Annotated in this window: 13 protein-coding genes and 1 pseudogene; 10 read left to right on the top strand and 4 right to left on the bottom strand. The window is 66.2% G+C overall.

Annotation, left to right across the window (positions count from 1 at the left end; all coding sequences use genetic code 11):
* The 4 genes and pseudogenes from ABZF37_RS10790 to ABZF37_RS10775 all read left to right on the top strand — a co-directional run.
* Positions 1-321 (top strand): annotated as a pseudogene (locus ABZF37_RS10790) (leucyl aminopeptidase); the annotation flags it as partial.
* Positions 321-749 (top strand): DNA polymerase III subunit chi, encoded by a 429-nt coding sequence (locus ABZF37_RS10785; protein WP_372719751.1) that lies wholly within the window; start codon positions 321-323, stop codon positions 747-749. The pseudogene ABZF37_RS10790 and the gene ABZF37_RS10785, both read left to right, overlap by 1 nt.
* The gene (locus tag ABZF37_RS10780) at positions 746-1,381 is read left to right on the top strand and encodes a hypothetical protein (protein ID WP_372719749.1); all 636 of its coding nucleotides are present in this window, start codon (positions 746-748) and stop codon (positions 1,379-1,381) included. The genes ABZF37_RS10785 and ABZF37_RS10780 overlap by 4 nt, the downstream gene beginning before the upstream one ends.
* A 19-nt stretch (positions 1,382-1,400) precedes the next feature.
* On the top strand, positions 1,401-4,277 hold the full coding sequence (locus ABZF37_RS10775; protein WP_372719747.1) for a valine--tRNA ligase: 2,877 nt from the start codon (positions 1,401-1,403) through the stop codon (positions 4,275-4,277).
* A 115-nt stretch (positions 4,278-4,392) separates the two neighbouring features.
* Here the strand turns inward: ABZF37_RS10775 and ABZF37_RS10770 are convergent, their stop codons facing one another.
* Positions 4,393-5,151 carry an SDR family NAD(P)-dependent oxidoreductase gene (locus tag ABZF37_RS10770; RefSeq protein ID WP_372719745.1) on the bottom strand — a complete coding sequence of 253 codons (759 nt, stop codon included), beginning with the start codon at positions 5,149-5,151 and terminating at the stop codon, positions 4,393-4,395.
* Positions 5,152-5,195: 44 nt separating this feature from the next.
* A complete protein-coding gene (locus ABZF37_RS10765) occupies positions 5,196-5,789 on the bottom strand; it encodes a 2-hydroxychromene-2-carboxylate isomerase (RefSeq protein ID WP_372719743.1) in 594 nt (197 codons plus the stop codon).
* Between the two features lie 119 nt (positions 5,790-5,908).
* Between ABZF37_RS10765 and ABZF37_RS10760 the strand changes: the two genes are divergently transcribed.
* Positions 5,909-6,907: a class 1 fructose-bisphosphatase gene (locus tag ABZF37_RS10760; protein ID WP_372719741.1), complete on the top strand. Its 999-nt coding sequence runs from the start codon at positions 5,909-5,911 to the stop codon at positions 6,905-6,907.
* A gap of 13 nt (positions 6,908-6,920) precedes the next feature.
* On the opposite strand, the gene ABZF37_RS10755 is transcribed toward ABZF37_RS10760, so the two are convergent.
* Positions 6,921-7,340, bottom strand: coding sequence for a VOC family protein (locus tag ABZF37_RS10755; protein ID WP_372719739.1), 420 nt, complete (start codon positions 7,338-7,340; stop codon positions 6,921-6,923).
* Between the two features lie 70 nt (positions 7,341-7,410).
* On the opposite strand from ABZF37_RS10755, the gene ABZF37_RS10750 reads away from it, so the two are divergent.
* A complete protein-coding gene (locus tag ABZF37_RS10750; protein ID WP_372719737.1) occupies positions 7,411-8,511 on the top strand; it encodes a diguanylate cyclase in 1,101 nt (366 codons plus the stop codon).
* Between the two features lie 11 nt (positions 8,512-8,522).
* Here ABZF37_RS10750 and ABZF37_RS10745 read toward each other — a convergent pair whose 3' ends face one another.
* Positions 8,523-9,314 (bottom strand): 2-keto-4-pentenoate hydratase, encoded by a 792-nt coding sequence (locus ABZF37_RS10745; RefSeq protein ID WP_372719735.1) that lies wholly within the window; start codon positions 9,312-9,314, stop codon positions 8,523-8,525.
* Positions 9,315-9,357: 43 nt separating this feature from the next.
* On the opposite strand from ABZF37_RS10745, the gene ABZF37_RS10740 reads away from it, so the two are divergent.
* The 4 genes from ABZF37_RS10740 to ABZF37_RS10725 form a co-directional block, all read left to right on the top strand.
* Positions 9,358-9,786 (top strand): hypothetical protein, encoded by a 429-nt coding sequence (locus ABZF37_RS10740; protein WP_372719733.1) that lies wholly within the window; start codon positions 9,358-9,360, stop codon positions 9,784-9,786.
* Between the two features lie 112 nt (positions 9,787-9,898).
* A complete protein-coding gene (locus ABZF37_RS10735; protein ID WP_372719731.1) occupies positions 9,899-11,170 on the top strand; it encodes a TolC family protein in 1,272 nt (423 codons plus the stop codon).
* Complete coding sequence (locus ABZF37_RS10730) at positions 11,167-12,423, top strand: efflux RND transporter periplasmic adaptor subunit (protein ID WP_372719729.1); 1,257 nt, start codon at positions 11,167-11,169, stop codon at positions 12,421-12,423. Before ABZF37_RS10735 ends, ABZF37_RS10730 begins: the two co-directional genes overlap by 4 nt.
* Positions 12,420-14,432 (top strand): efflux RND transporter permease subunit (locus tag ABZF37_RS10725; protein WP_372719727.1); only part of this gene is annotated, 2,013 nt, incomplete at its 3' end. The genes ABZF37_RS10730 and ABZF37_RS10725, both read left to right, overlap by 4 nt.

Raw genomic sequence — 14,432 nt, 5'->3', positions numbered from 1 at the left:
GGCCTGCTGGGCAACGACCAGAAGTTGATGGACGCGCTGCTCGACGCCGGCCGCAGCGCGCACGACCGGGCCTGGCAGCTGCCGCTGTGGGACGACTACAAGGAGCAGCTCCGGAGTCCGTTCGCCGACCTGCCGAACGTGGCTGGCCGCGAGGCCGGCACCATCACCGCGGCGGCGTTCTTGTCCGCATTTACCGACAAGCTGCGCTGGGCGCATCTGGACATTGCCGGCACCGCCTGGAAGGGCGGCAAGGAAAAGTCCGCCACCGGCCGACCCGTGGGGCTGCTGTTGCAGTATCTGCTTGATCGTGTCGGCGCCTGATGGCCGAAGTCGACTTTTATGTATTGCAGGGCGAGTCGGCTCCCGAGCCGCAGCAGTTTGCCTGTCGTCTGCTCGACACGGTGTACCGTCGGGGGCTTGAGGTGCACGTGCATGTAAGCGGGCCGCAGGCTGCGCGGGACTTGGATGACCGGCTGTGGAGTTTCAGCGCCGGAGCCTTTGTGCCGCATCGGGTGGTGGGAAGCGCCGGTCGGGCGCCGGTGTGGATAGGCTGGGAAGCCCCGGCCCAGCCGGGCGAAGTCCTGCTCAACCTGAGCGAGGAAGTGCCGCTGTTTTTCAGCGGCTTTCGGCGGGTACTCGAGCTGGTGCCGGCGCACGGTGACGGCCTGCCGCGTGCCCGTGAACGCTATCGGTTTTATCGCGAACGCGGCTACCCGCTGCGTCAGCACAAGCTGGGAGGTGGCGCATGACCGGTCAGATTGATGACTTGCAGGTGAATGAAGACGACATCCCGACCCTGACTGAAATCGTGGTGCCCGGTCGGGTGCAGGGCGAGACTGCCACGGACCTGCCCGCGTTACCCACCGAGGACGGCACAGAGCCGACATCGGGAGTCGGATTTGACGTAACCCTGGACGAACTCGACGATTTGCAATTGGTCGAGCTGGCCGAGCCGGTCGCAATGGAGCCAGCGCCGGAAGACGTTGACTTGCCGTTGCCGTGGGCGGCCGACGAGGCGCCACCAGCGAGCCCGGACACTGCCGACGAAATCATCAGCCCGGAAGTCTCCGTCAACGCCGTCCCCGAGGCTCCGGCAAGGGTTGCCCTGGCTGACGTATCCGCCGCGCCGACCGGGTACGCCGATGCGGTGCCCCTCATCGTTGCTGCTCATGCGAAGGCCGAGACGGAGGTGGGCACGCCGACGGTAGGCGCGGATGAAAATGCCCGGCTGCGCGCTGTCGTCAATGACATCGGTGCAAGTCTGGAGCGGCGCCTGCAGGCGGAGGTGGCGCAGCTTGAGCAGCGGCTGCGCGCCGCCATGCGCGAAGAACTGGACGCCTGTCTGCGGCATGTGAAAGATCGCGGCCCGTCCGCCCCTTAAGGTTCACAACCGGCTTTGCATGGACAAGCATTACGACCCCACGGCACTGGAGCAGCACTGGTACACGCACTGGGAAACGCACGGTTACTTCGCGCCCGCCGGCCCGGATGGGCCTGACAGCCAGCGCGAGCCGTACTGCATCGTCATCCCGCCGCCGAACGTCACCGGCAGCCTGCACATGGGGCATGCCTTTAACAATACGGTCATGGACCTGCTGATCCGCCACGCGCGCATGCAGGGCAAGGACACGCTGTGGCAGGTGGGCACCGACCACGCCGGTATCGCCACGCAGATGGTGGTCGAGCGCCAGCTGGCCGCTGAAGGGAAATCCCGCCACGACCTGGGCCGCGAGGCCTTTGTGAAGCGCGTCTGGCAATGGAAGGCCGAGTCCGGCGGCACCATTACCCGCCAGCTGCGCCGGTTAGGGGCGTCCTGCGACTGGACGCGCGAGCGCTTCACCATGGGCAAACCTCCGGGGACGGATGCGTGGCATTCGTCCGCCGCGGCGGCTGTTACGGAATCCGGCGATGCCGATCTGCCGCGCGCCGTTGCCGAAGTGTTCGTAAGCCTGCATGAGCAGGGGCTGATCTACCGTGGCAAGCGCCTGGTCAACTGGGATCCGGTGCTGCAGACCGCCATCTCGGACCTGGAAGTCGTCAGCGAGGAAGAACAGGGCCACCTGTGGCACATCCGCTACCCGCTGAGCGATGGCAGTGGACATTTAACGGTCGCCACCACGCGCCCGGAAACGCTGCTGGGTGACACCGCCGTGGCGGTACACCCGCAAGACGAGCGCTACCGGCATTTGATCGGCAAGTCGGTCAACCTGCCCCTGTGCGACCGGCAGATTCCGGTCATCGCCGACGACTACGTGGACCCGGCGTTTGGCACTGGGTGTCTGAAGATCACCCCGGCCCATGATTTCAACGACTTCGCCGTTGGCGAGCGCCACGGCCTGCCCCAGGTCAACGTGTTCACGCCGGATGCCCGCATCAATGACGCCGCACCGGCCGCCTACCAGGGCCTGGACCGCTACGAGGCGCGCAAACGCTTGGTCGCGGACCTGGAAACCGCCGGCCTGCTGGAGTCGGTCAAGGACCACAAGCTGATGGTGCCGCGCGGTGATCGCACCGGTGCCGCGGTCGAGCCCTACCTGACCGACCAGTGGTACGTGGATCTGACCCGTGAGACGCTGCCGGACGGCCGCCCCGGCGGGCTGGCCGTGATTACCCGCCCGGCGCTGGAAGCGGTGCGTAACGGTGATATCCGGTTGATTCCCGACAACTGGGAAAAAACCTACGCGCTGTGGCTGGAAAACATCCAGGACTGGTGCATCAGCCGGCAGATCTGGTGGGGGCACCGCATCCCGGTCTGGTACGACCAAGTGGGGCAAGCCTATGCGGGTCTCGACGAGGCCGACGTGCGCTCCCGCCACGGCCTGACGGCGGATCTGCCGCTACGCCAGGACGAGGACGTGCTCGACACCTGGTTCAGCTCGGCGCTGTGGCCGTTCTCGACCCTGGGCTGGCCTGAGCCGACCCCGGAACTGGCCCGCTATTACCCGACCAATGTGCTGGTCACCGGTTTTGACATCATCTTTTTCTGGGTCGCCCGCATGGTGATGTTCGGGCTCCCGTTTGCGGGCGATGTGCCGTTTCGCGCCGTCTATGTCCACGGCCTGGTGCGCGACCAGGACGGCCAGAAGATGAGCAAGTCCAAGGGCAACGTGCTGGATCCGCTCGACATCATCGACGGGGTGGACCTGGAGACCCTGGTTGCCAAGCGCATGGCCGGCCTGATGCAGCCGCAGATGGCGAAAAAGATCGAGCAGGCCACGCGCAAGCAGTTCCCGAAAGGCATTCCGGCCTACGGTACCGACGCGCTGCGCTTTACCTTCGCTTCGCAGGCCACGCTGGGGCGCGACATCAAGTTTGATCTGGCCCGCTGCGAGGGTTATCGCAACTTTTGCACCAAGCTGTGGAACGCTGCCCGCTTCGTGCTGATGAATACCGAGCAGCCGCTGGCGCAAGGTCCGGTCACGCTGGGTCCGGCCGAGCACTGGATCCGGGCGCGTCTTGGCGCTGCCATCGACGGGGTCGATCGGGCCATCGCCGACTACCGCCTGGATTACGTGGCCAGTGCGCTATACGAATTCGTATGGGACGACTACTGCGACTGGTATATCGAATTCGCCAAACCAGTCCTCGCCGATGCCAACGCCGATCCGGCGGTGCGCCGGGGCGTGCGCGAGACCCTGCTGGTGGTGCTGGAGGCCTTGCTGCGCCTGGCGCATCCGCTGATTCCATTCATCACCGAGGAAATCTGGCAGCAGGTGGCGCCGCGCGCCGCTGTGGCGGGCGACAGCATCATGCTGGCTGCCTGGCCATGCGGTTCGGACTTTGCCGCCGACCCGGCCACCGTCGCGGAGATGGAATGGCTCAAGGCAGTCATCCGCAGTGTGCGTAACCTGCGGGCCGAGCTCAACCTGTCGCCGGCACAGCCGGTGCCGGTATTACTCAGCGGCAACGCGCAGATGCGCGCCCGTGTTGCGCGTCATGACGTTTCGCTGCGGCGCCTCGGTCGCATTGGCAATCTCGACTGGGTGACAAGCGACGCCGCGCCGCAGGCGGCAATGGCGTTGGTGGGCGAGCTCACCGTACGCCTGCCTTTTGCCGGGCTGGTGGACCCCAGTGCCGAAATCGAACGCCTGGACCGGGAGCTGGCAAAGCTTGCCCAGGCGATCGCCCGCGGCGAGGCCAAGCTGGCCAATCCCACATTTTCCGACAAGGCCCCGGCCGAGGTGGTGGCCAGCGAACGCGCGCGGCTTGTTGATTGCGCCGAACAGCAGCAAAAGCTTGCCGCCCAGCGCGCGCGCATGGCGGCATCGTCTGGCTGATTGCCGGCGGAAATCGCCGGCTTACGCGGCGTCAGGAAAGCGCTGAATGAATCAGCGGTTCCCTGGCCCCCGGTTTGCGCTTCGGCCGGCTCCCGCCCGGCGGTCGCGCCCTATCCTAACGAGCCGACCAGCCGCCATCGACGACCAGTTCGGAGCCGGTGACGAAGGACGACTCGTCCGAGGCCAGGAACAGCACCACCGACGATACCTCGTCCGGATCGGCGGCGCGCCGCTGCAGCTGCACGCTGAGCATGCGCTGCCGCACCTCGCCATCTTCCGCCAGCAGGCCGCCGAGCATCGGCGTGTCGATCAGCCCGGGATGTACCGAATTCACCCGGATATTGAACTCGGCCAGGTCCGCAGCAGCCGCCTTGGTGAGCAGCCGCACGCCACCCTTGCTGGCGCAATAGGCCGACGCCATGGCGCCGCCGACCATGCCGAATACGGACGAGATGTTGATGATGCTGCCGCCGCCGCCCTGGTCACGCATCTTTGTTCCAACCGTGCGAACGCCCAGGAACACGCCGCGCAGGTTGATGGCCATGACGCGGTCCCAATCCTCGACCGTGGTGTCGAGCACGGACCCGGTGTGTGCGATGCCGGCGTTATTGATTACCACGTCAATGCGGCCGAAACGCGCGCATGCTTCGTCCACTACCCGCTGCCAGGCGTGCTCGTCAGTGACATCGTGAACCCAGCTGCCGGCCTCGGCGCCGATGGCTTTGAGCGCGATCAGGGTCTCGCTCAGCCCGGCTTCGTCGCGATCCGAAATGGCAACCGTGGCGCCTTCGCCCGCCAGACGCAACGCGTGCGCCCGGCCCATGCCCGACCCGGCGCCGGTTATGAATACAACCTTGCCGCTGACCCGTCCCATGTGTGCTCCTCCTGTGGTGCTGCGTTTTAATCGGAAAAGATAGGCTACGGTCTGGCCGCGCCCAGTTGTGCGAGATGTTCGGCCAGGAAATCCAGCCGGTCGTTACCCCAGAAAATCTGATCCCCGACCAGGAAGCTTGGCACCCCAAACACGCCAGCGGCCTGGGCCTCGGCCCAGTGCTGGGTCAGTTTTTCGAGCCGCGTCGGGTCGTCCATGGCCTGGCGCAACGGTTCTGGATCAAGCCCCGCCTGGCGGCCGGCAGTGCACAACACGTCGGCATCACCGATGTCCTGCCCTTCGCCCCACTCGGCGTGCATCACGGCCAATACGTACTCGCGCAGGCAACCGTGTTCCTGCGCCAGCAGCGATCCGGCTCCAGCCCGCGTCGGGTCGGTGGTGACCGGCGGTGGGCTGAACGGAATCCCCAGCCGACGACACCATCGGCTCACGTCCTGGCGTGCAATCGGCAGTTTGCCTTTGGCCCGCTCGGGTGCCGAGCGGCCATCCCAGCCGCCAAGCGGCCGCCACTCGAAATGACAGTCGTAACGATCCGGCAGCTCGAACATGGATTTCGAGGCCAGATAGCAGTACGGGCTACGGAAATTGAAAAACACGCTGATTGCGATGTGCTGGCTCATGGGGCTCCTCCGCCTGTGGCGCCGAGCTTAGCAGGCCACACCGGCTGCCGGCAGGGCCGCCGATGGGCTATCCTCGCCATCCCGTCCAGCACCTCGGTGCGCCGCCCCGGAAACCTCCGATGAGCCAACCCGTCAGTTTGACCGCGTACCTGACCGAAGCCGCCGTTAGTCACCGCATTGATGAGGCGCTGGTGACGGTGGTGCAGCAGATTGGCGCCGCCTGCCGGGAAATATCGGGTGCACTGAACCATGCCGCGCTGGCCGGGATACTTGGTGCCACCGAGTCGGCCAACGCCTCGGGCGAGACGCAGAAGAAGCTTGACCTGGTTGCCAACGATGCCTTCATACATGCGCTAGGTCCCACTGGCGTGGTCGCAGGCATCGCCTCGGAGGAGCTCGATGGTCCCTACCCGGTGCCCGGTGCGAGTGGCGACTATCTGGTGCTGCTGGACCCGCTCGATGGCTCGTCCAACATCGACGTCAATATCTCGGTGGGCTCGATTTTTTCCATACTGCGTGCGCCGCGCGGCGCCGCCGGGCTCAGTGACGCCGATTTTCTGCAGGCAGGCACGGCGCAGGTCTGTGCCGGCTTTGCCGTGTATGGCCCGGCGACGGTGTTGGTGCTGTGCTTTGGTCACGGCGTGCAGGGTTTCACGATGCACCCAACCAGCGGCGAGTTTCTGCTTACCCAGCCGGACATCCGCATCCCCGAACATACGTCCGAATTCGCCATCAATACGTCCAACCAGCGCTGGTGGCAGCCGCCGGTACAGCGCTATATCGCGGAATGCGTAGCCGGCAAGAGTGGTCCGCGCGGGCGCGACTTCAACATGCGCTGGGTGGGGTCGATGGTGGCCGATGTATACCGCTTGCTGACGCGCGGCGGCATCTTCATGTACCCGCGGGATACCAAGGACGCGACCAAGCCCGGCAAGCTGCGCCTGATGTACGAGGCCAATCCCATCGGCTACGTTGTGGAACAGGCTGGAGGGGCGGCATCCACCGGCTACGGGCGCATTCTGGAACTTGCGCCCGAGCAGGTACATCAGCGTGTCGCGGTGATCATGGGCTCGCGTGAGGAAGTTGAACGGGTCGCCAGCTACCACGCTGCCGACTGACGGTCGGGGCTACTCAGACGCCCTCGGCACTGGCCTTGAAATTCAGTTCGGCGATCACGCCATTGGGATCGACCGCGAATACCTGATGCAGGTCCGCCGCGCTCATGGACAGCTCCCGGTAGGGGATGGCGAGCGCGCTGAGGCGTTCACGCATCGCGGCAAGACCGCTGACCCGGAAGGCCAGGTGATCCACGCCCGGGCCTTCGGCGCCGCGCTGGTCGGTCACGGATTGACCAAACACGTCGGCCTCATAATGCGAGCCGATTTCCATCAGGTGGACCACCGCCTGCCCGCCCGCGTACAGCCAGTAGCCGGGAAGACTCAGCGGCGGGCGCGGGCCGACTTCCAGGCCGAGCCCATCGACATAAAAACTGCGCGTCTGTTCCAGGCGCGTGGTGCGGATGGCGCAGTGGTCCAGGCCCTCGAGTGCCATACTGGGTTCCTCCTCAAGAAAGCAGCCCCTGGGTCGATTACACCGTACCACCCCCCGGTCCGAAAATCTCATGCCAACACCTGAATTCGAGGCTTCGGTAGAGACTCTGGCGGCGGTGTTTCGTGCCATCGCCAATCACCCCCTGCCCGGTCAGGGGACGTCGGCGGCCGGCTTCTACAAGGGCTTTGACGATTGGGCGCGCCATTTGCTGACCGGTGCGCCGCCGCCAGGGCTGGCGCCAACGGCTGATGCCCCCCCGCAACGGCAGTGGGTGCCGGCACAGGCATTTTTTCGCGAGCGCCGGCAGGCCGAGCAGAACGGCGTACAACGACGCGAGCGCGAACTTAACGGACTGGCGCAGGACCTGCTCGGCGCTTTGCGGGATGCCAGCGTGGCCTATGGCGAAGCCGCCGGTGCCGTGGAGGCGGGTCTGCAACGGGTGCAGACGCTGCTGGCCGGGGACTCGGTGGAGCAGCTGCGGGCCGAGTTCGCGACCATGGCAGGCCAGATGCGCGCGACTCTGAATACCCAGCGGGCCACGCTCACCCAGCAGCTGACCGAGCTGCGTCAGCGTGCGCAGGAGGCAGAGCAGGCCAGAGAGGAATTCGAGTCCCAGGCGCGAGAGCTGGGAACCAGCCTTGCCGATATCCGTCAGGCGCTCGAGGATGCGCGGCGCCAGATGCAGCTTGATCCATTGACGCAGCTGTACAACCGTGGCGCGTTTGACGCCGCGCTGCGGCGTTATATCGATCTGTCGTTTGCCGGGGGGCAGACACTAGCCTTGTTGATGCTGGACCTTGACCACTTCAAGTCCATCAACGACCGCTGCGGTCATCAGGCCGGCGATGGCGTGTTGACAGCGTTTGCCAACTTGCTGAGTCGCTCTTTCCTGCGCCTGGACGACTTTGTGGCGCGTTACGGCGGCGAGGAATTCGCCGTGTTGGTGTTCGTCGAGGGCCCGGCCGAGGTGCAGCGCCTGGTGGACAGCTTGTTCGAGCGGGTGCGTGCCTTGCGCTTGCCGGCGCTGGGGCCCGACACCATGCTCACCTGTTCGGTCGGCTATGCGATTTTGGCGCAGGGGGATGATGACGCCAGTGTGGTCGCCCGTGCCGACGCGGCCTTGTACAGGGCCAAACACAACGGTCGGGATCGCCTGGAAGGGCCCGATTGACCGATTTTCGCTCAGGCGCCGGTCAGCGCGTGCTGCAACATCAAGCTGCCCAATCCGCCGCCGAATTCCGCCAGCGCTGTGTGGCCGGGATTCAGCGCATGGGCGCGGGTCAGGCCCCCGGTGAGGATGACCTGGCCGGCTTGCAGCCGTGCGCCGCGCTCGGCAAGATGCCGCGCCAGCCAGGCCACCGCGGCCAGCGGCGAACCCAGCGCTGCCGCGCCCAGACCCTGGTCTACCACGACGCCATCGATGCTCAGCTGCACGCCCAGGAGTTGCAGATCGTCCACGTCCGCCAGTGCGCGCGGCGGCCCCAGCAGGTAACGCGCGGCCGAGCTGTTGTCGGCGATGTTGTCGACGGTCTTGAAGCGGTAATCGGCGTAGCGGCTGTCCACGACTTCGATCGCCGGCATCACCGCCGCGGTTGCGCGGGCCACGTGTTCGGGCGTCAGCTCACGGCCTTCGAGATCGCACTCCAGGAGAATGGCGATTTCAGGCTCCACCCGCGGCTGAATCAGCACGCCGGCCCCCAAGACCGGGCTGGTAAGGCGCATGGAATCGAGCAACACACCGCTGTTGGGGCTGTCTACTCCCATCTGCTGACGCATGGCAGCGCTGGTGAAGCCGAGCTTGTAGCCGCTGCGCACGCCGCCTTTCAGACGCACCAGCGCGTCCTGAATGGCATACGCATCGGCCTCGTCCAGGTGTGGGAACTCATCGCTGAGCGGTGTTCCGCACTGCCGGTCAACAGCAGCCTGCTGCAGGCGGCTGGCAAGCTGAACCAAGGTTTCGGTATCAACTGTCATGGCGATGCGGTCCTGTGCCCCCGGACGCCGCAGGATAGCCCGTATGAGCAGTACCGGGACGCCAATGCTGGCCTGTGAGGTGCTGGACAAGCGCCTGTCGTTACGGCATACAAGGCAGGTCATGCGCCAGTTACAACGCCTGTTTTTGTATCTGCTATGCCTCGCACTGCCCGTACAGGGCAGTACGTTCGGCGTGGTGCTGTCTGCGCCGTGCCCGATGGAGGCGACCATGGCCGCGTCGACGGTCGAGATGCCCGGCGCGCATGACTGCTGCAACGATGCCGACGCTGCTGCCAGGACGGGCAAGCCCTGCAAGACCGGCCAGGACTGCGCTGCCGGTAGCGTCGCCATGCTGACAGCGTCGCTGGCGGCGCCTGTATTCCCCCAGGCTTGTACCGGGTCGCCGTGTGCGGTTCCGACGCGGGCAGGCTTTCATCCCGGCGCCATCTGGCGACCTCCCACTTCGCTCTGACTCCCTGACCACACCGCCGGCTACGCGTGGGCTGTCCACGCCAGTCGGCCGGTGTGCTTCGCGCGGCTGGCTGTTCCAGTCCTGTCCGCGCCGAATCGTTTGGAGCTTGAGCATGCCTTTGCGAATCACACCTGCCGCTCGCGCAGTTCTGCTGCTGGCGGCCTGTACCGCCGGCCCAGTGGCGGCCGCTTCCCTGTCTTTCAGTGAAGCTTTGGCCCTGGCTGTGAGCGCCACGCCCGCCTTGCGTATGACCGCGGCGCAGATCGATGCCGCCCGTCAGGCGGCTATCCCGGCCGGCGCGCTACCCGACCCCAAGCTGAGTCTGGGCGTCGATAACCTGCCCACTAACGGGCCGGACCGCTATCGGCTTACCGAGGACTTCATGACCATGCGCCGCGTTGGCGTGATGCAGGAGTTTCCGAATCGCGCCAAACGGCGGGCTCGGGTCGAGCGGGCCGACGGTGAGGTGGCGGTCGCTGAAGCCGAAAGCCAGATCACCCGGCAACTGGTGCTGCGCGAGACGGCAGTCGCCTGGATCGCGAGGGCCAGCGTCGAGCAACAACTCGCCTATATCGATGCGCTGCTTGAAGAAAACCGCCTGTTCGAGGCGGCGGTGCGTGCGCAGATCGCTGGCGGCAAAAGTCCGGCGACGGACGCCGTTGCGCCGCGGCAGGAAGCGGCGCTGATCGACGGCCGTGCGGACGAACTGGTCGCGCGGCGCGACCAGGCCATGGCGGCGCTGCGGCGTTGGGTCGGCGCATCGGCCGACGCGCCGCTGTCGGGGACAGCTCCCGATTGGCCGATTGCCGACGATGTCCTGAAACACGCGTTGCATCGACACCCGGAGCTGATGATCTTCGACTCCAAACTGCAGGTGCTGGATGCCGAGGTAGCCGCCGCGGTGGCTACCCGGAAACCCGACTGGGCCCTGGAGCTTGCCTACCAGGAGCGGGGTTCCCAGTTCAGCGACATGGCCATGGTGCAGGTGACTTTTGATCTGCCGTTGTTCGCGGCGAGCCGTCAGAACCCGCGCATCGCGGCCAGACGCGCCGCGCGTGTGGCGCTCGACGCCGAGCGCGAAGCGGCCTTGCGTGAACACACCGCCATGCTGGAGACAGACCTTGCCGAGTACCGGCGCCTGGCCAGGGCCGTGACCCGGCAACGCACGGTGCTGGTTCCGCTGGCCCGGGAGAAAGTGCAACTGGCCAGCGCGGCCTGGCGCGGCGCGAACGGTGGCCTGATGGAAGTGATTGCCGCCCGCCGCGAGCGCATTGACGCCGAGTTGGAAGCCATCGCACTGGACGGCGCACGTCAGCAGTTGGCGGCGCGCCTGCACTATGCCTACGCGGCCCCGTCCGCCGAGCTGGTCGGAGAACAACCATGAGCAGAACCAGGACATTTCTGACCGCGCTTGCCCTGGGCGGGGCCCTGTTGGGGCTTGGCGCTGCCGGCGGCTGGTGGTGGGCAACACAGGCGCCAGCGGTTTCCGTGTCGATGAACAATCCTCCTGAACAGGCGCAGGGCGAGGTGCTCTATTGGTACGACCCGATGTTCCCGCAGCAGCATTTCGATCAGCCCGGCAAGTCGCCGTTCATGGACATGCAGCTGGTGCCGCGCTATGCCGAAAGCGCCAGTGCCGCGGCGCCCGCCGGGGTCACCATTGACCCGGCCGTGGCGCAGAACCTGGGTACGCGGCTGGCCAAGGTGGAGCGCCTTACGCTCGCCCGCCAGACAGAAGCCAGCGGCATCGTCGGCTTCGATCAGCGGGACGTCGCGATCCTGCAAAGCCGCACAGCGGGTTTTGTCGAGCGCGTGTGGCCATTGGCGCCAGGGGATGTGGTGGAGGCCGGTCAGCCGCTGCTGGAACTGCTGGTGCCGGAGTGGACCGCGGCGCAACACGAGTTGCTGGCGGTTGCCGGCAGCGGCGACGCGGCGCTGCTGGCTGCCACACGTGAGCGGCTGATGCTGCTGGGAATGCCGCGTAGCCTGATCCACCAGGTCGAGAAGACCGGTAGCCCGCGCTCGCGTCACACCGTCACTGCCCTCATCGGTGGCGTGGTGCAGGTACTCGAGGTACGCGCCGGCATGACCGTCACGGCCGGGCAAACCCTGGCCCGCATTAACGGCCTGAGCAAGGTCTGGGTCGAGGTCGCCGTGCCCGAATCCCAGGCGGGGCAGGTGCAGGTGGGTGACACGGCGCGGGTGTACCTCGTAAGTGCGCCGCAGCAGGCGATTGGCGCCCACGTCGTCGCGTTGTTGCCTTCGCTTGACCAGGCCACGCGCAGCCTGCGCGTGCGGCTGGAGCTGCCCAATCCGGACGGGCGCTTGCGCCCGGGCCTGTCGGCGCGGGTGGTGCTGGCCGGCGCGGGCGAGCAGACCGCTCTGGCCTTGCCGACCGAGGCCATTATTCGCACCGGCAAGCGTGCCTTGGTGATGTTGGCCGGTGAACGGGGTCGATTCCAGCCGGTCGAAGTCCGGCTCGGCGCGGAAATCGGTGACCGGACTGTCATCACGGCCGGCCTGCACGAAGGCCAGCAGGTGGTTTCCAGCGGTCAGTTTCTGATCGATTCGGAAGCGAGCCTGCTGGGCGTACCGGCCGGTGCCACGCTGCCGAACCCGCCGCTGGGTGCGCCATGATCGCCGCGCTTATCCGATGGTCGGTGGCTAACCGCATTCTGGTGCTGCTGGCCACCGCCGCACTCGGTGTCTGGGGTCTGTGGGCCATCCGGACCACGCCTATCGACGCCCTGCCCGATTTGTCGGATGTGCAGGTCATCATCCGCACCAGCTACCCCGGCCAGGCGCCGCAGATCGTGGAGGACCAGGTCACCTATCCGTTGACGACGACCATGCTGTCGGTGCCCGGCGCGACGACGGTGCGCGGTTTTTCGTTCTTTGGCGACAGTTTCGTGTACGTGCTGTTCAAGGACGGCACCGATCTTTACTGGGCCCGTTCGCGGGTGCTCGAGTACCTGAGTCAGATTCAGGCCCGGCTGCCGGCGACGGCCCGTTCCGAGCTGGGTCCGGATGCCAGCGGCGTCGGCTGGATCTACGAATACGCCTTGATCGATCGCAGCGGTGGCCACGATCTGTCCGGGCTGCGGGCGCTGCAGGACTGGTTCCTGAAGTTCGAGCTCAAAACCCTGCCCAATGTGGCCGAGGTCGCCACCGTCGGCGGCATGGTCAGGCAGTACCAGATCGTGCTTGACCCGCTGCGACTCGCGGCCCATGGCATCCGCTACCAGCAGGTGCGCGCGGCGATTGAAAATGCCAACCAGGAAACCGGCGGCGCGCTGCTGACGCTGGGCGAGGCGGAGCTGATGGTGCGTGCCAGTGGCTACCTGAAGACGTTGGACGACTTTCGTGCCATTCCATTGAAACTCGACGGCGGGGTGCCGGTGACGCTGGGCGATGTGGCGCAGGTTCGGCTTGGCCCGGAAATGCGCCGGGGCATTGCGGAGCTGGACGGCGAGGGCGAGACAGTCGGCGGGGTGGTCATCCTGCGATCCGGCAAGAACGCCCGCGAGACGCTGGCCGCGGTGCATCGAAAAATCGAGGCGCTGCGGGCCGGCTTGCCACCAGGGGTGCAGATTGTCACCACCTACGACCGCAGCCAGCTAATCGACCGTGCCGTGAAGAATCTCGGCACCAAGCTGGTGGAGGAGTTCATCGTGGTGGCTCTGGTGTGCGTGTTGTTCCTGGGCCATCTGCGTTCGTCGCTGGTCGCCATCATTGCCCTGCCGCTGGGGGTACTGGTCGCGTTTCTCGTGATGCGCCTGCAGGGCATCAACGCCAACATCATGTCGCTGGGCGGTATCGCGATTGCTGTCGGCGCCATGGTCGATGCCGCGATCGTCATGATCGAGAACGCGCACAAGAAGGTGGAAGCCTGGCGCCGGGCGCACCCGGACCAGATCCTCGCGGGCGAGGACCACTGGCGAGTGATGACCGAGGCCGCTACCGAGGTCGGGCCGGCCTTGTTCTTGTCCCTGCTGATCGTGACCTTGTCGTTCCTGCCGGTGTTTACCCTGCAGGCACAGGAAGGGCGGCTGTTCGGCCCGCTGGCGTTTACCAAGACCTATGCCATGGCGGCGGCGGCAGGGCTGTCGGTGACGCTGATTCCGGTGCTGATGGGGTACTGGATTCGGGGACGCCTGCCCGACGAGGCACGAAACCCGCTCAACCGCGGCTTGATCGCGCTGTATCGTCCGCTGCTGAATGCCGTGCTGGCCCGGCCACGGTTGACGCTGGCCGGTGCCGCGCTGGTTTTCCTGAGCTCGGTGTGGCCGCTGAGTCAGCTGGGCGGTGAATTCCTGCCGCCGCTGGACGAAGGCGACCTGCTGTACATGCCAAGCGCACTGCCGGGGCTGTCGGCGCAAAAAGCGAGCGAGCTGCTGCAACGGACCGATCGCATGATCCGTACCGTGCCGGAGGTGGCGCGCGTGTTCGGCAAGGCTGGCCGCGCCGAGACCGCCACCGATCCGGCGCCGCTGGAGATGTTTGAGACCACCATCCAATTCAAGCCGCGCAGCGAGTGGCGACCCGGCATGACGCCGGAAAAACTGGTCGAGGCACTGGATCGCGCGGTCCGGGTGCCGGGACTGGCCAACGTCTGGATTCCGCCCATTCGCAATCGCACCGACATG

Origin of the sequence: Immundisolibacter sp. (assembly GCF_041601295.1) — a bacterium.
Taxonomy (GTDB): domain Bacteria; phylum Pseudomonadota; class Gammaproteobacteria; order Immundisolibacterales; family Immundisolibacteraceae; genus Immundisolibacter.
This window is presented reverse-complemented; position numbering and strand designations above follow the sequence as displayed.